Raw genomic sequence first — 17129 nt, 5'->3', positions numbered from 1 at the left:
GGCACCCGGAACATGACAAATGCATGACGGCGTGCAGGCTTACTCCGGCAGTGTTGCGATACGGATACGCTGGCCGGTCAGGCGTTCAATATCCTTCAGCGCCTGCCGCTCCTCGGGCGCGCACAGGGCCACGGCCATGCCGCGCCGACCCGCGCGCGCCGTGCGGCCGATGCGGTGCACATAGGCTTCGGCGGGGGAGGGAATATCGTGGTTGATGACCAGGGCGATGTCATCAATATCGATTCCACGCGCCATCACGTCGGTCGCCACCAGCACGCCCACGCGCCCCTGCCGGAAATCACGCAGCATGCGCTCGCGCTTGGCCTGCGAATGATCGCCATGGATGGCAACGGCAGGCGTCAGCGCCGAGACCGCGCGGGCAACGGCATCCGCCTCCTGGCGCGTGCGCACGAAAATCATCACGCGCTGCATGCCATACTGCCGCAGGCAGGCCAGCGTGGCCTCCGCCTTGTGGCGCATCGGCACGAAAATGGCATATTGCGCGATGCGGGGCGTGGGGGCCTGTTCGGCTTCCATGCTCACGCGCACGGGCTTGTGCAGCAGGCGGGCGGCGAGTTCGGCCATGGCGGGCGGCATGGTGGCCGAGAACAGCAGGGTCTGGTGGCGTGGCGGCAGGGCGGCTGCCAGGGCCAGCATGTCCTCGGCAAAATTGGGGTCGAGCATGCGGTCCGCCTCATCAAGCACGAACTGCGTGATGGCTGACAGGTCGAGTTCGCCGCCCCGCGCGAGGTCGATCACGCGCCCCGGCGTGCCGACCACGATGGCGATTCCCTCGGCCAGCGTTTTCGCCTGTGCCACGCGCGCCGTGCCGCCGGTGGCCTGCAACGCACGCAGGCCGCTGCCACGGGCGAGACCACGCAGCACGCCCGCCGTCTGGCCTGCAAGCTCGCGGGTGGGCGAGAGCACAAGGCAGCGCACGCGGCTGTTATCGGCGCTGTCATCCGCACCTTCGCCCTGCATCAGCGCGGACAGCAGCGGGGCCGCGAAGGCGATGGTCTTGCCGCTGCCGGTGCTGGCAAGGGCCTCCACGTCCCGGCCCGCCATGATGGGGGGGATGACCGCGTTCTGGATCGCGGAAGGTTGGTGCAGGCCCATGCGGGCCAGTGCTGCCACCACGCGGCCATCAAGCCCCATGCCGGAAAATGTCGGTTCTGTCTCGCTCATTGCTGCCCCATAGCGCGGCTAAGCCCGCGACAAAAGGGGCAGGGCATTGACGGCCCGCCCCATGTCCCGCCAGATGGAGGCATGCAAGCCTCCTTACGCCCCGCAACCGTTATCGCGCCAGACCTTGCGGGCATGCGTTCGCAAACCTTTGGCCTGGCACAGCGCGCGGGCCTTGAGCCCGAACTGCATGCCCTGGCGCCCCGCGGCCTGTGGAGGCACATGCCCGCCGCGTGGTGGCCTGCGCCGCTGCGTGCGATAAAGCCGCTAAACCTGCCTGATACGTATCGCGACAACCCGGTCATCACCATAGGCGGCAGCGGCGGCGCGGTAGGGGCGGCGCTGAAGCGCGAAGGGGCCTGCGTGATACAGGTGCAGAACCCCCGCCTTTCACCCACGCATTTCGATCTGGTCATTGCCAACCACCATGACCGGCTGCGCGGCCCCAATGTCGTGCTCACGCGCACGGCGCTCCATGGCATGACCCCCGCGCTGCTGGCGCAGGCGCGCCAAGAATGGATGCCCCGGCTGGCACATCTGCCACGCCCGCTGGTCGCGGTGCTGGTGGGCGGCGGCAACGGGCGCTTTCGTCTTGGCCCGGCAGAGGGTGCCGCTCTAGCAGGCGAACTGGTGGCCATGATGCGACGCGACCATGTGGGCATTGCGCTCACGCCCTCGCGCCGTACCGATCCTGCCGTGTGCCGTGAACTGCAAAGCGCTCTTGCAGGCCCCGATGCTTGGGTGTGGGACCAAACCGGCCCCAACCCCTATCCCGGCCTGCTGGCCTGTGCCGATGCGATCGTGGTGACGATGGACAGCGTTTCCATGGTATCGGAGGCGGTGGCGACATCGGTGCCCGTGATGGTGGCAACACTGCCGGGCCGCTCGCGCCGCATCGGGCATTTTTTGCGTGAACTCGAACAGGCTGGCCGTATCCGCCCCTTTGCCGGGCGGCTGGAAACATGGGGGGTCAGCCCCCTTGATGATACCGAAGTGGCAGCGCAGGCCGTGCGGCATTACTGTGGCCTGCCACCCCTGGCCTGAATACTCTCCCGCCCGCACCGAAGTGGAACAAGACGGCACCCATGCTTGGCATTCGCACCTTTGACCCGCGCACCGGCGGCAACATGGCCTACCGAGCCCTGACCCATCCGCTGACCGCTGAAAAACTGGCCCTGCTGAACCGCAAACTCGTCGCAGCAGGTCCTGTCGCGATCTATGACCCGCACGGCATGATTGACACCATCCTGCCGCTGCTGCCCGTGCCGCTACAGGTTGCGGGGCTGTACACCCATGATTCGCTCAGGGTGGGGCAGCCCTGCCGCGGGCAGGTCCTGCGCGCGCTGGCCGACCTGCCCGCAAGCACGGCCACGACCGTGTGGGCACTGGATTTTTCATCCGCTGTCATCGAAAACCGTCTGGCGAGCCTCATGCCTGCGGGCGGCACGCTGCATACGCTGGCGTCAATACGCCTGCCGCAGGATATGCTCTCGGTGGGGCATCACTATCTTGACCGGCTCAATTTCGGCACCAATTTCGCTTTCTTTCGTGAAACGGACGCGTTCTCCACCCGTCTGGTCACGGCCAATTACTGGGCCCGCTATGGCGCGCGCAATGTCAGGCTGTGGCTGCGGCTGTTTGATGAAGACGGCTGCGTGCTGCACACGTGGGAGCAACCCGTGCCAAAGGGGGAGCAGGCCATCGTGCTGGATAGCGCCGAGATCCACCAGCGCTTTGGCCTGCCCGCGTTTACCGGCCAGCTTTTCATCCACGCCATCGGCATCGCGGGCCATGATGTGGTGAAATACGCGCTCGAGACGCGGGGCAAGGGAGCCAATGCCAGCCTGTCGGTCACGCACGACGCCAATGCCTGGCCTGCCAACCGCTACGCCAACCTGCCAGCCCCCGCACTGGGCGAGGACGTGGTGCTGTGGGTGCAGAACAGCCACGACCTGACCATTCCCGCTGGCACCATGACGCTAAACCGCATGGGGCGTGACGAACAGGTGCCCATCAGCCAGACGCTGGCCCCATACCAGACTCTGGCGGTGCATCTGCGCGATATGCTGCCCGATCTGGCCTGGCCCGCGCAGGTTGAATTCCGCGCGGGCGGGTATGTCGTGCGCCCGCGTTATGAGGTGATGCGGGGCGCGCGCACCCGCATCGCGCACCTCAACGTGCAGCGCGCCGACCTGCAGCCCGATCCCGGCATTGCGGAACTGGACCCGCGTTTTTTCGGGCGCGGCTATCTGCTGCCATTCCCCGTGCCCGACCCCGCGCGTTACCGCACGCTGGTCGTGCCCGCCCCCATGGCCGAAAGCCTGACAAGCCTGCCCGTGCGCGTGGACAGCTTCGACCGCTCCGGGCAGGCCGGGGCCACGCAGTTCATGGGCAATCTGGGGCGCGACCATGCCAGCGTGCTTGATGCGGGCGCGCTTGCAGGCAGCGCAGGGCATGCCGAACTTGTCTATGACTTCCGCGAAGGCGGGCAGGCCGATGGCTGGCTGCATGCCCTGATCCGCTATGAGGACCGCGTCAGCGGCCATGTAGCCGAGACCAGCTTTGGCGCGCATATCTTCAACACCGCCATGACCTATCGCGGGGAGCCGCAATCCTATGCCGGGCCGCCGCCCGGGCTTTCCACCAGGCTGTTCCTGACGGCAGCACCGCATGAACCCTACAGTTTCTGCATGCTGATCTATCCGGTCTCGGGGCCGTGGCATGCAGTATCCGATACGGGGCTGTCGCTCCATACGGCCGACGGCGCGGTCATGGCGGAGGAACGCCTCGCCATTCCCCAATCCGGCTCGCGCGAAATATGGCCGCATGAAGTATTCGGGCGGTCTGCGCTGGAAATTGCGGGGGAGGGGGCTTATGTCATCATCCGTGACACGACCTGCCGCCTGTTTGGCTATCATGGCCGCAGGAGCGGCGATGGACGGTTTTCAATCGACCATATGTTCGGCTTCTGAACGCACCGTCATGGCGGGTGGCGACGGACGGACAGGCGTGCGGCTGGCGCGCATGGGTGCCCCTGCCTGACCGCTCCGCAGGCAATGAACCGGCCCATGACCGGCATGGAGGAAGACCGACCACACCATGATCGTACAGGACACCAATTTCTTCTGTGACATGCCCGACGACATGAAATACCTGCGCGACCGCAACCCGCCGCAGAATTTTCTTGAGCAGAACATGATCTTTGTCCTGCCCGAGCGGCTGCGCAAATTCCGCCGCAACCTGTTTCATGTCCGGCGCACCCAAGCCGACGCCACCGTCTATGCGCCGCTGTTTCGGGTGCGCTGCATAACCGAACATGAACCGGTGCCCGAAGGCTATGACGGCCCGTTTGATGTCTTTCCGTTCTACACAAACCCCACCCGCAAGCGCCGCCGCACGCTTGATTACTACGTGCTGTTCCTGTTTCAGGACAAATTATCTTACGTGAGATGCCGGGATGCGTTGGGGCAGGTGCCGTAAAGGCTGCGTTTTCAAAGCTTTTAAAAAAAGCCTTACCAAAAACTTTTATTTTCCGGGGCAGGCGGCAAGCCTGTCTGTATGGCAATGCGCTGCGTGTGCCATACCTCATCAGGTGAGGCGTGCAACGCAGTGTTTTATGCTTACATTTTAAGGGATAAGGCCGGATGGTGGGTGCGACAGGGATTGAACCTGTGACCCCCGCCGTGTGAAGGCGATGCTCTACCGCTGAGCTACGCACCCATCCGCTTCGGTGGGGCTTATTTAGTCCAGGCAGGCAGGGCGCGCAAGAGGGAAAAATCGCTTTCAGGTCATTTTCCGCCCGCGCGGCGGAAGCGGTAGGCCAGGGCCTCGGCAATATGGCCACGCTCCACATCGGGCTGCGCGCCCAGATCGGCGATGGTGCGGCCCACGCGGAGCAGGCGGGTGAAACCACGGGCGGAAAGGCGCATTTTTTCAGCGGCCTGCACGGCAAAGTCACGCGCAGGCGTGGTAATGCGGAAATCATCGGTCGAGGCCTCGGCATTGCGGGCCGCACCCTGACGGGCCTGCTGGCGACCCACGGCCGCACGCACACGGGCCGCCACGATGGCACTGGCCTCGCCGCCCCTGAGTTCGGCAATGCGGCTGAGGGGCATCGGTTCGACATTAACGGTCATGTCCAGCCGGTCGAGCAGCGGGCCGGACAGGCGGGCCTGATAATCCTCGCCACAGCGTGGCGCCTTGCGGCATTCCTGCGCAGCACCACCCAGATAGCCGCATTTGCACGGATTCATGGCGGCAATGAGCTGGAAGCGGGCAGGGTAGGTGACATGGGCCGCGGCCCGGGCGATGGAAATGCTGCCGGTTTCCATCGGCTGGCGCAGCACTTCGAGCGCCGAACGCCCGAATTCGGGCATTTCATCCAAAAACAGCACGCCACGATGCGCCAGGCTGACCTCGCCGGGCCGCGCCCGCGCGCCGCCACCGCTCAGGGCAGCAGGGCTGGAGGAATGATGCGGATCGCGGAACGGCGGCCGGCGCACGGGCTGGCCATCCCTGAGCAGGCCGCCAATGCTGTGGATGCGGCTGATCTCCAGCATTTCAACGGGTGTCAGGTCAGGCATGATGCCGGGCAGGCGGGCGGCGAGCATGGATTTGCCAGCACCCGGCGGCCCGACCATGAGCAGCGAATGACGGCCCGCGGCAGCAATCTCCAGCGCGCGGCGCGCGGTTTCCATGCCACGGATGTCAGCGAGGTCGGGCAGGGCGGTCAGGTCTTCTGGCGCGATGGGGGGCAGTTCGACCGGCTCGATCACCTGCTGGCCGCGAAAATGGTTGAGCAGTTCGGGCAGGGAACGGATGGCGAGGATGTCCATGTCCTCACTGGCCCAGCGGGCCTCCACGCCCTGAACTGCGGGGCAGATCAGCCCGAGCGACAGGCTGGCCGCGGTCATGGCGGCAGGCAGCACGCCACAGACCGGGTTGACGCCGCCATCAAGCGACAGTTCGCCCAGGGCCGCGTAACGCTGCGCCATATCGCCCGACAGCAGGCCCATGACCACAAGCAGGGCAAGGGCGATGGGCAGGTCGAAATGCGATCCTTCCTTCATCAGGCTGGCGGGCACCATGTTGACCACGATGCGTTTGGCAGGCAGCGCAAGCCCCATGGCCGACAGGGCCGCGCGCACGCGCTCACGCGATTCATTGATGGCCTTGTCCGGCAGGCCCACGATCAGGAAGGATGGCAGGCCGACGGAAAGCTGGACCTCGACTTTGACAGGAACGGCCTCAATGCCGGAAAATGCAAAACCGCAGATCGATGCGAGCGCCGTATCAGTCATGCATGGATGATGCCGGATTGCGCGCAGCTTGGCCATTATGGAACATGACGGAAAGCAGCATGGCGAAACTGGCCGGATCATGCGCCCCAGCTTCTTTCACTCCTAATTTGTTGGCATAATATTTCTTATAAAACTTCTGGATGCGTGGAGAAGAGGGTGCCTGTGCCTGACCGGCCAACTTTCATCATCCCATTCTGGCTGTGCGGTTTTGTGCACACCCGTGTGCCGCCCAGCCGTGCCGTGCAGTTTGTGGCCCCCATGCCACAGTGATGCGCCGCCCGGACACGACGCATCACTTTCGCCCTTCCCTTAAGCGTCGTGGAACATGTCGAGGTCGCCAAAGCGCGTGAACTCGCCTTCGAAGAACAGGTTCACCGTCCCTGTAGGGCCATGACGCTGCTTTTCCAGAATCAGCTCGGCGCGGTTATGGGCCAGATCCATCTTGCGCTGCCACTCCTCCATCGCGGTCTGGTACTTGTCCATGGAATCGTAGGAGGTTTCCTTGGGCTGGCGCTGCTGGAGGTAGTACTGGTCACGATAGACGAACATCACCGCATCCGCGTCCTGCTCGATCGAGCCGGATTCACGCAGGTCCGACAGCATGGGCCGCTTGTCTTCCCTGCTCTCCACCTGGCGCGAGAGCTGCGACAGCGCAATGACCGGCACCGAGAGTTCCTTGGCCAGCGCCTTGAGCCCCTGCGTGATCATGGAGATTTCAAGCACGCGGTTATCGGCCTTGGTGCCGACCGAGGGCCGCATGAGCTGCAGGTAATCAACCACCACAAGGCTCAGCCCCTTGGTGCGCGCCAGCCTGCGGCAGCGCGTGCGCATGGCCGAGAGCGTGATGGCCGGCGTATCGTCAATATGCAGTGGCAACTGGGCCAGTTCGCGGCTGACCTGCACAAAACGGTCGAATTCCTTCTGCACCAGTTCGCCACGGCGGATTTTCTCGCCCGACACGCTGGACTGCTCGGACAGGATACGGGTGGCCAGCTGCTCGGCCGACATTTCAAGCGAGAAAATGGCCACCGAGCCCTTGGGCTTGGCATCATCCTCGGCATTGCGCGCGGCCAGCATGAGCGAGCGCGCGGCGGAGAACGCAATCTTGGTGGCGAGTGCTGTCTTGCCCATGGCGGGGCGCCCGGCAAGGATCAGCAGATCGGATGGATGCAGGCCGCCGGTTTTCTTGTCTAGGTCGCGCAGGCCCGTGGTCAGGCCCACCACATCGCCGTCGCGGTCAAAGGCATGCTGGGCAATCTTGACCGCATCGGCCAGGGCGCGGTCAAAGGACAGGAAGCCACCATCCTGCCCCTTCTCGGTGGCCAGGCGGAACAGCGCCTCCTCGCTGGCGGCAATCTGGTTGGGGCCATCAAGGTCGGGGCGCGCGCCAAAGGCGTTGTTCACCACATCCTGCCCGATATCGATCAACTGGCGGCGGATCCAGGCATCATGGATCACGCGCCCATAGTCAGCAGCATTGATGATGCCGACCATCGATGTGAGCAGCTTGGCCAGATAGGACGTGCCACCTACGGGATCGAGCACGCCGGTATTCTGGAAATAGATGCGCAGCGTAACCGGGTCGGCCAGCTTGCCTTCCTCGATATGCTGCGAAATCGCATCATAGACCTTCCCGTTGATCTCATCGGCAAAATGCACGCCGGTCAGGAAGTCGGAAACGCGATCATAGGCCTTGTTATTGGTCAGCAACGCGCCGAGCAGCGCCTGCTCGGCCTGCAGGTTGGCAGGCGGCAGGCGCTGCGACACGCCAAGGAGCGAGTCCGGCTGGCGGGACTCAGCGGAGGGAGGATTCTGGATGGTATTCACGCCTTCCTTCTATCCGATCAGGCGGCCGTGCCGGAAGAGATGATTACGCATGGCCGCGCCGGCGGCTGCCCTGTCCTGCGTGGCACGATAAAAAACATGTTTTCCGCCCGGCTCCGGGCCAACGCGCGGGGTAGCGCGATTTTTGCCCATGCCTGGCGCGCCCACAGGTGCCGGGCGCGCAGGGGGGCGGGTTGCCGCATGGGTCTTTTTCTGATTAGGCGTCGAAAAATCCTTTCCGTGGAAATATGGTCATGACCCCACTTAACAAGACATCCCTGCCCCACCTGCCGCCCGAGATCGTGGTGCCTGCCTATGACCGCAGCAAGGTAACGCCCGGCATCGCGCATATCAGCGTTGGCAATTTTCATCGCGCCCACCAGGCGGTCTATATCGACCGCGTTCTGGCGCGCGCGGGCCAGGAAGGCTGGGGCCTGCTGGGCGTGGGCCTGATGGAAACCCCGCACGAGGCGCTCAAGGCGCAGGACATGGCGGCGCAGGACTGCCTGTATTCCCTGACCGAATGCGCGCCCGATGCGCCGAACCTGGTGCGCGTGATCGGCTCCATTACGGAATATATGTACGCCCCCGCCGACCGGGCCGCCACCATTGCCCGCCTGGCCGATCCCACCATTCGCATTGTCAGCCTGACCGTGACCGAGGGCGGCTATTACGTTGATGAAAATGGCGTCTTCCCCCTCGACCACCCCGTCATTGCCGAAGACCTGAAGCGCGATGTGCCGCACACGGTGTTCGGCCTGCTGACCGAGGCACTCCGCCAGCGGCGCGAGAGCGGTGCTGGCCCGTTCACCATCCTGTCATGCGACAACCTGCCCCAGAACGGCCATGTGGCCCGCGCCGCCTTCCTCGGCTGGGCGCGGGCGCGCGACGCGGGGCTGGCACAATGGATGGAGGAGAACGTCACCTTCCCCTGCACCATGGTGGACCGCATCACCCCCGCCGTGCACCCCGAGGACGTCAAACGCCTCGATGCCGAAAGCGGGCTGGATGACCGTATTCCCGTTTTCTGCGAGGATTTCATCCAGTGGGTCGTCGAGGACAAATTCTGCGCGGGCCGCCCGGAACTCGATGCCGTGGGCGTTCAGTTTACCGATAATGTCGAGCCCTATGAGGCGGTGAAGCTGCATATGCTCAATGCCTCCCACTCGCTGCTCGGGCTTTCGGGCGTGCTGTCGGGCTACCGGTTTGTCAGCGAGATCATGCTTGACCTCAACGAGGTGGCCCTCGTCGAGCAGTATCTGGCCTTTGATGCCGAACCCCTGCTGCATGCGCCCCCGGGCATGGCGCTGCGGGAGTATGGCAGGCGCCTGCTGCATCGTTTTCGCAACAAGGCGATCAGCGACCAGTTGCTGCGCATTGCCTTTGACAGCACTTCCAAGCTGTCCATGTTCATCAGGAGCACCGCCATGGGCGTGATCGCCCATGGCCGCCCGGTGGAGCGCATTGCCTTCGTGGTGGCCTGCTATGCGGAATATCTGCGCGGGCGTGATGATAAAGGCACAATCTATGATGTGGTCGAGCCACACCTGACCGATGAAGACCGGCTCAAGGCCGCTTCGGCACACCTTGAAGATGCACTGGACATGACCGCTTTTGCGGGCTGGGACCTGCGGGAAAGTGCGATTTTCGTGCAGCGCTACCTCGCGTTGCGCCAGTCCGTTCGTGACCGGGGAACCCGCGCCACGCTGGCGGAGGTTGTATCCACCGGGGAATAGACGCTCAGGGGGAGATGTAATCCCCTGAAATATTACGACACACGTTTTATTCATAAAGTTGGGCTTGACCTGATGGCGTGTCCTACGTTTTCTCATTGAAAATGTTCGGACTGTATCACGGTAATCAGGAAAACTTATGAATAGCCTCATGCGCTCGGCTCCCCTTCTCGCTGCGGCCATTGCCGTCTGCGCCCTGACGGGTCTCTACCTGCTGGGAGGCGGGCTATGGCTGTGTCTCATCGGCGGCTCCTTTTATTATGTTGTCGCCGGTGTGCTGCTGCTGGTCACGGCCGTGCTGCTGGCGCGGCGGCAGGCCATGGCGCTTACGGTCTATGCCGTGCTCCTGCTCGGCACGATGGTGTGGGCCGTGCAGGAAGCCGGGTTTGATTTCTGGGCGCTCGCACCGCGGGGCGATATTCTGGTGCCCATCGGCATCGTGCTCGCCCTGCCGTGGGTCACACGTCACCTGCAGCCTGCCAGCCCCGCCACCCACCTGCCCCTGTTCGGCGCAATTGGCGCCGCCGTGGTCGTCGTTGGCGCGGCCCTGACGCAGGACCCGCAGGATATCGCGGGCAGCCTGCCCCCAGTCGCGCAGAATGCCCCCGAGCCGGGCGATGCCCACCAGATGCCTGATGAGGACTGGCAGGCCTATGGCCGCACCCAGTTCGGTGACCGGTTCTCCCCGCTCAAGCAGGTCAATGCCAGTAATGTCGGCAAACTGAAGGTGGCCTGGACCTTCCGCACCGGCGACCTGCGCGGCCCCAATGACCCCGGTGAAATCACCGATGAGGTCACCCCCATCAAGATCCGTGATACGCTCTATCTGTGCACCCCCCACCAGATCCTGTTCGCGCTCGATGCGAAGACCGGCCAGCAGCGGTGGAAGTTTGACCCCAAGCTGGCCTACAACCCCACCTTCCAGCACCTGACCTGCCGTGGCGTGTCCTATCATGAGGACAGGGCGGATGACGCGCAGGCAGCCGATGGTGCCGCAGCCCCGGCCGAGTGCGCGCGCCGCATCTTCCTGCCCACCAATGATGGCCAGCTTTTCGCGCTCGATGCCGCAACCGGCGCGCGCTGCGCAAGCTTTGGCAATAATGGCGTGGTGAACCTGCAGGACGGCATGCCGGTCAAGACGCTGGGCTTTTATGAACCGACCTCCCCCCCGGTCGTGACCGATACCACCGTGATCGTGTCCGGCGCCGTGACCGACAACTATTCCACGCATGAGCCTTCGGGGGTTACGCGCGGCTTCGACGTGCATACCGGCGCGCTGAAATGGGCGTTCGACCCCGGCAATCCCGATCCGAACGAGATGCCGTCCGAGCACCACACCTTCGTGCCGAACTCACCCAATTCGTGGATCACGTCGTCCTATGATGCCAAGCTGGACCTGATCTACATCCCCATGGGCGTGCAGACGCCCGATATCTGGGGCGGCAACCGCGGCGCCGATGCCGAGCGCTATGCAAGCTCCATCGTGGCGCTGAACGCCACCACCGGCAGGCTGGTCTGGTCCTACCAGACCGTGCACCACGACCTGTGGGACATGGACATCCCCGCCCAGCCCAGCCTGGTCGATATCCGCAACGAACAGGGCGAGGTCATCCCCACCCTGTATGCCCCGGCCAAGACCGGCAACATCTTCGTGCTTGACCGGCGCAACGGCCAGCCCGTGGTGCCCGCCCCCGAGCACCCGGTGCCGCAGGGCGCAGCCCCTGGCGATCACGTTTCGCCCACGCAGCCTTTCTCGGAGCTGAGCTTCCGCCCCAAGAAGCTGCTGACCGATGCCGATATGTGGGGCGGCACGATGTATGACCAGCTGGTCTGCCGCATCATGTTCCACCGCCTGCGCTACGAAGGCACATTCACGCCGCCTTCGCTGCAGGGCACGCTGGTCTTCCCCGGCAATCTCGGCATGTTCGAATGGGGCGGCCTTGCGGTCGACCCCGTGCGCCAGATCGCGATTGCCAACCCCATCGCCATTCCGTTCGTCTCCAAACTGATCCCGCGCGGCCCGAACAACCCGGCAACGCCTGACAAGTCCCTGCCCTCGGGCTCGGAGAGTGGCGTGCAGCCGCAGTTTGGCGTGCCTTACGGCGTGGACCTGCATCCGTTCCTCTCGCCGTTTGGCCTGCCGTGCAAGCAGCCCGCCTGGGGCTACATGTCGGGCATCGACCTGCGCACCAACAAGATCGTGTGGAAGCACCGCAACGGCACGATCCGTGACAGCGCACCGCTGCCCCTGCCCATCAAGATGGGCGTGCCCAGCCTTGGCGGCCCGCTCACCACGGCGGGTGGCGTGGCCTTCCTCACTTCCACGCTCGATTACTACATCCGCGCCTATGACGTGACGAACGGCCAGGTGCTGTGGCAGGACCGCCTGCCTGCCGGTGGCCAGTCCACGCCCATGACCTATGCGGTCGATGGCAAGCAGTACATCGTCACGGCCGATGGCGGCCACGGGTCGTTCGGCACCAAACTCGGCGACTACATCGTCGCCTACAGCCTGCCTGACGGGAACTGAGGCCCCGCGCCGGGGAAGGATTTTTTCCTTCCCCGGCTTGACATTGCCCGTCACATCTATATTCAACTGTATATAGATGCTGCTCATACAGGCCACCTTGCAAACCATTATCCACGGTTTTGCAGGGATTTTGTGCATTAAGCAGAAAATCAAATAAGTCTTATCATCGCTTTGATCTTACGCGCGCCCGAATGGCTTGATTAGGAAACGGTAATACTAAAGTTTCCGCCGTGGCGCCGATGTTCCCGCACATCCGGCAGTTCCGGTGCTTCGGAGGGGGTGCAATGTTGCGCCGCCTCCTGTGTTTCGCGCCATGACGGCACTGGAACCGGGCGGATGATACGGGGTGATATGATGACTTTCACAACCGCGAGAACATCGTGATTAAACGTATTGCAGCAGCGATTGTGGGGATCGGTGTCGCCGGTGGCGTCGGGTTCCTGGCCTATGCATGGTATCCGGCCATTGCGCCGGTTGCACCGCCTCCTCCCTCCACCTTCACCGCCGCCCAGATCGAGCACGGGCGCGTGCTGGCCGCTGGCGGCTACTGCGCTGAGTGCCATACCCGCACCGATGGCGTGCGTGGCGTCGAGCTTGCAGGTGACTACAAGATGGACACGCCCTTTGGCGCCATCTTCTCCTCCAACATCACGCCCGACCCCGAGACGGGCATCGGCCACTGGTCGGAGGCTGCCTTCAAGCGCGCCATGCGCAAGGGCATCTCGCGTGACGGCACGCAGCTCTTCCCCGCCTTCCCGTTCGATCACTTCACCCACATGACGGATGAGGACATCGATGCGGTCTACGCCTTCCTCATGACACGTGCGCCGGTGCATTCGGTCAAGCGTGACAATACGGTGGGCTTCCCCTTCAACATCCGCCTCGAGCAGGCGGGCTGGAAACTCCTGTTCCTGCATGAAGGGCCGCTCAAGAACAATCCGAAGCAGGATGCCGAGTGGAACCGTGGCGCGTACTTCGCCGAAGGTCTGAGCCACTGCTCGGCGTGCCACACGCCGCGTAACCTGATGGGGGCCGAGAAGGCTGGCTCACCCTATGATGGCGCCCCGGTCGATAACTGGATCGCCCCCCCGCTTAACGAGCATAACCCGACCCCGGTTGTGTGGACCGAGGACGAGTATTTCAAATACCTGCGCTTTGGTTCCGCGCCGCTGCACGGCAGTGCTGCTGGCCCGATGTCGCCGGTGGTGCATGGCGGCCTGAGCGAAATGCCGGAATCGGACGTGCATGCCATCGCGCATTACCTCGCCGAGATCGATCATGCCTCGACCCGCGTCAGCCAGGACCCGAAGGCCCTTGCATGGGCCATGAAGGCGTCGATGAAGGATCTGGTCGGCCCGCAGGTCAACCCGAACGCCAAGCTCTATGCCGGCGCCTGCGCCGCGTGCCATGCCAATGCAGGCCCGCAGCCGGTTGAAGGCCGCCCCGACCTCGCGCTGAACAACGCGCTGTGGCTGGATGAGCCGACCAACCTGTTCCAGGTCATCCTGCGCGGGATTGGCACGACGGAAGGCATTTCCACGGTGTCCATGCCCAGTTTCTACCATTCCCTCTCGGATGCGGATCTGGCCCGACTGGCGACCTACCTGCGCGCAACCCGCACGACCCTGCCGCCGTGGACCGATCTTGAAAAGAAGGCCGCCGACGTGCGCAAGACCCTGCCCACGCCGCCTGTCGCGTCGTCCCATTGAGCTGAAAGACGGAGCTAGAACATGACGACCTTTCGCCTCAATGGACGAGACGTAACCGTTGACGTGCCGGATGATACCCCCCTGCTGTGGGTCATCCGCGACGAAGTTGGCCTGACCGGAACAAAATTCGGTTGTGGCATCGGCATGTGTGGTGCGTGCACCATCCATATCGGTGGCCGGGCCACCCGCTCGTGCGTGACGCCAGTCAGCGCGGCAGAAGGTGCCGACATCACCACGATCGAAGGCATCGACCCCGAGGGTAACCACCCCGTGCAGCAGGCCTGGCGCGAGATCCAGGTGCCGCAATGCGGCTACTGCCAGTCCGGGCAGATCATGCAGGCCGTGAGCCTGCTGAAGGATTACCCCTCTCCCACGGATGAGGAAATCGATGCCGTCATGGCAGGCAGCCTGTGCCGGTGCATGACCTATATTCGCATTCGTGAGGCCATCAAGAAGGCCGCGGCCAACGCACGCGGAGATGCATCAAATGGGTAGATTAAACCGCTTCCGCCTTGGCAAGGACGGACGCCGCGAACAGACCAGCCTGTCGCGTCGTGGCTTTCTTGTCACATCGCTGGGTGCCGGGGTCATGTTCGGCTTCGCGCGCCCGGCCTCGGCCAACCAGATTTTCCCGCTCGACAAGGCGCTGCCCGGCGATGGCGCGTTCGAGCCGACCATCTGGTGCTCGATTGCGCCCGATGGCGAGATCACGGTCAACATCATCCGCGCGGAAATGGGCCAGCATATCGGCACGGCGCTTGCCCGCATCATCGCGGACGAGATGGAAGCCGACTGGAGCAAGGTCCGCATCAACTACGTCGATACCGACCCCAAATGGGGCCTGATGGTGACCGGCGGCAGCTGGTCGGTATGGATGACGTGGGATGTGTTCCGCCAGGCCGGTGCCGCGACCCGCACCGCGCTGGTCGAGGAAGCCGCCCGCCTGCTAGGCACGACGCCCGACAGGTGCACGGTTGCCAATGGCATCGTGACCGCAGGCACCAAGCAGATCAGCTTTGGCGATATCGTGGCCAAGGGCCATCCGTCGCATTCCTTTACGCCTGAGGAAATGGCCAAGCTGCCGCTCAAGCCCGCGAGCGAACGCCGCCTGATCGGCAATGCCGAGATCAAGGCGCTGGACATTCCGGCCAAGACCAACGGCACCGCCATCTACGGCATTGATGTCAAGGTCGAGGGCATGGTCTATGCCCGCCCCAAGATGCCGCCGACCCGCTATGGCTCGAAAGTGCGCTCCGTTGACGATACGGACGCCAGGAAGATCAAGGGCTACGAGCGCTACCTGATCATCGAGGATCCGTCCGAGGTGGTGCAGGGCTGGGTTGTGGTGCTGGCCAAGACGTACAGCGCCGCCATCCGCGCAGCCGATGCGCTGAAGGTGGACTGGACGCCGGGCGAGACCATCCACACATCCGAGGCGGACATCCAGGACCGTGGCCGCGAGCTGATCAAGAACAGGGATGGCGGCGTCTACATCTTCAATGATGATGGCGTGGACCAGGCCTTCAGTGGCGCGCATACGGTCATGGAGCAGGAATATACCTGCGCATCCGTGCTGCACTACCAGCTTGAGCCGACCAATGCCGTCGCCTTCGAGAAGGATGGCGTGTACGAGATCCATGCCGGCAACCAGTGGCAGAGCCTGATCCTGCCCACGCTGGCCAAGGCGCTGCAGGTGCCCGAGAGCAAGGTGATCCTGCGCAGCTACCTGCTTGGTGGCGGCTTTGGCCGCCGCCTCAACGGTGACTACATGATCCCCGCTGCCCTTGCCTCCAAGGCGCTCGGTGGCAAGCCGGTCAAGCTGATCCTGACCCGCTCGGATGACATGCAGTTCGATTCCTTCCGCTCGCCTTCGGTCCAGCGCGTGCGCATGGCGTTTGATGGCAGCGACAAGATTACGGGCATGGACTACCAGGCAGCCGCGGGCTGGCCCACGGGCGTGATGGCGCAGGCCTTCATGGAAAAGGGCGTGGACGGCAAGCCTTATGACCAGTTCGCCATCGCCGGTGGCGATCACTGGTATGAGGTTGGCGCCTTCCGCGTGCGTGCGCTGCGCAATGACCTGGCGGAAAAGACCTTCCGCCCCGGCTGGCTGCGTTCGGTCAGCCCCGGCTGGACCAGCTGGGGTATCGAGTGCTTCCTCGATGAGGTCGCGCATCGCCAGAAAAAAGACCCTGCCCAGTTCCGCCTTGACCTGCTGACCGCACAGGGCCGCAACAAGGGTGAAGCGCCGGATTCCGTGGGTGGCGCACTGCGCCAGGCCGCTGTCGTCCGTCGCCTGATGGAAAAGTCGAACTGGGGCAAGACCACCCTGCCCAAGGATACCGCACTCGGCCTTGCCACCACGGCGGGGCAGGAACGCGGCATGCCGACCTGGATCGGCTGTGTGGCACAGGTGCATGTTGACCGCAGCACCGGCGTTGTCACCTGCCAGAAGCTGAGCATCGTGGTTGATGCAGGCACCGTGGTTGACCCCGATGGCGCCAAGGCCCAGACCGAGGGTGCTGCGCTATGGGGCCTGAGCATGGTCCTGTTCGAGAACACGGAAATCGTGAACGGCATGCCCGTGGACCGGAACCTCAACACCTATACGCCGCTGCGTATTGCCGATACGCCGGAGATGGACATCGAGTTCCTGCCCAGCACCGAGAAGCCTATGGGCCTTGGTGAGCCGGGCACGACGGTGGTGGGGCCAGCCATTGGCAACGCCATCTTCAATGCCGTGGGCGTGCGCCTGCGCCACATGCCGGTGCGCCCGGCCGATGTGCTGCGCGGATTGCAGGGAAGCTGATCTCCAGCAGCCAGATGCACTGAAAAAGCCCGGCATGCGCGT

12 protein-coding genes and 1 tRNA gene are annotated in these 17129 nt (G+C 64.0%); 8 read left to right on the top strand and 5 right to left on the bottom strand.

Going from position 1 to position 17129, the window contains the following annotated elements; all coding sequences use genetic code 11:
* Positions 1-39: 39 nt before the first annotated feature.
* Entirely contained in the window at positions 40-1185 is a 1146-nt protein-coding gene (locus GXY01S_RS02160; RefSeq protein ID WP_242501323.1) for a DEAD/DEAH box helicase, read from the bottom strand.
* Positions 1186-1266: 81 nt separating this feature from the next.
* On the opposite strand from GXY01S_RS02160, the gene GXY01S_RS02155 reads away from it, so the two are divergent.
* The 3 genes from GXY01S_RS02155 (at position 1267) to GXY01S_RS02145 (ending at position 4662) form a co-directional block, all read left to right on the top strand.
* Positions 1267-2226: a mitochondrial fission ELM1 family protein gene (locus GXY01S_RS02155; protein WP_061271742.1), complete on the top strand. Its 960-nt coding sequence runs from the start codon at positions 1267-1269 to the stop codon at positions 2224-2226.
* Between the two features lie 41 nt (positions 2227-2267).
* Positions 2268-4154, top strand: a complete 1887-nt coding sequence (locus GXY01S_RS02150) for a hypothetical protein (RefSeq protein WP_061271741.1) — start codon at positions 2268-2270, stop codon at positions 4152-4154.
* Positions 4155-4281: 127 nt separating this feature from the next.
* Positions 4282-4662 carry a hypothetical protein gene (locus GXY01S_RS02145; protein WP_061271740.1) on the top strand — a complete coding sequence of 127 codons (381 nt, stop codon included), beginning with the start codon at positions 4282-4284 and terminating at the stop codon, positions 4660-4662.
* A 165-nt stretch (positions 4663-4827) separates the two neighbouring features.
* Here the strand turns inward: GXY01S_RS02145 and GXY01S_RS02140 are convergent.
* The 4 genes from GXY01S_RS02140 to GXY01S_RS02130 all read right to left on the bottom strand — a co-directional run bounded on the left by GXY01S_RS02140 (position 4828) and on the right by GXY01S_RS02130 (position 8309).
* Positions 4828-4902: transfer RNA gene (locus GXY01S_RS02140), tRNA-Val, on the bottom strand.
* Between the two features lie 68 nt (positions 4903-4970).
* Positions 4971-6482 (bottom strand): YifB family Mg chelatase-like AAA ATPase, encoded by a 1512-nt coding sequence (locus GXY01S_RS02135; protein ID WP_061271805.1) that lies wholly within the window; start codon positions 6480-6482, stop codon positions 4971-4973.
* Positions 6475-6660 (bottom strand): hypothetical protein, encoded by a 186-nt coding sequence (locus tag GXY01S_RS17875; protein WP_129551267.1) that lies wholly within the window; start codon positions 6658-6660, stop codon positions 6475-6477. The genes GXY01S_RS02135 and GXY01S_RS17875 overlap by 8 nt, the downstream gene beginning before the upstream one ends.
* A gap of 131 nt (positions 6661-6791) precedes the next feature.
* The gene (locus GXY01S_RS02130) at positions 6792-8309 is read right to left on the bottom strand and encodes a replicative DNA helicase (protein WP_061271739.1); all 1518 of its coding nucleotides are present in this window, start codon (positions 8307-8309) and stop codon (positions 6792-6794) included.
* A gap of 251 nt (positions 8310-8560) precedes the next feature.
* Between GXY01S_RS02130 and GXY01S_RS02125 the strand changes: the two genes are divergently transcribed.
* The 5 genes from GXY01S_RS02125 (at position 8561) to GXY01S_RS02105 (ending at position 17087) form a co-directional block, all read left to right on the top strand.
* Positions 8561-10042, top strand: a complete 1482-nt coding sequence (locus tag GXY01S_RS02125; RefSeq protein WP_082770678.1) for a mannitol dehydrogenase family protein — start codon at positions 8561-8563, stop codon at positions 10040-10042.
* 136 nt (positions 10043-10178) lie between these two features.
* Positions 10179-12569, top strand: a complete 2391-nt coding sequence (locus GXY01S_RS02120; RefSeq protein ID WP_061271737.1) for a glucose/quinate/shikimate family membrane-bound PQQ-dependent dehydrogenase — start codon at positions 10179-10181, stop codon at positions 12567-12569.
* A 380-nt stretch (positions 12570-12949) separates the two neighbouring features.
* Positions 12950-14278 (top strand): cytochrome c, encoded by a 1329-nt coding sequence (locus GXY01S_RS02115; protein WP_061271736.1) that lies wholly within the window; start codon positions 12950-12952, stop codon positions 14276-14278.
* A 21-nt stretch (positions 14279-14299) separates the two neighbouring features.
* Positions 14300-14773: a (2Fe-2S)-binding protein gene (locus tag GXY01S_RS02110; protein WP_061271735.1), complete on the top strand. Its 474-nt coding sequence runs from the start codon at positions 14300-14302 to the stop codon at positions 14771-14773.
* Positions 14766-17087, top strand: coding sequence for a xanthine dehydrogenase family protein molybdopterin-binding subunit (locus tag GXY01S_RS02105; RefSeq protein WP_061271734.1), 2322 nt, complete (start codon positions 14766-14768; stop codon positions 17085-17087). The genes GXY01S_RS02110 and GXY01S_RS02105 overlap by 8 nt, the downstream gene beginning before the upstream one ends.
* Positions 17088-17129 lie beyond the last annotated feature (42 nt).

The organism is Komagataeibacter xylinus NBRC 15237 (genome assembly GCF_001571345.1).
In the GTDB taxonomy this organism is placed as follows: Bacteria; Pseudomonadota; Alphaproteobacteria; order Acetobacterales; family Acetobacteraceae; genus Komagataeibacter; species Komagataeibacter xylinus.
Note: the sequence above shows the minus strand (reverse complement) of the source record. Positions and strands in the feature narration are given on the sequence as shown.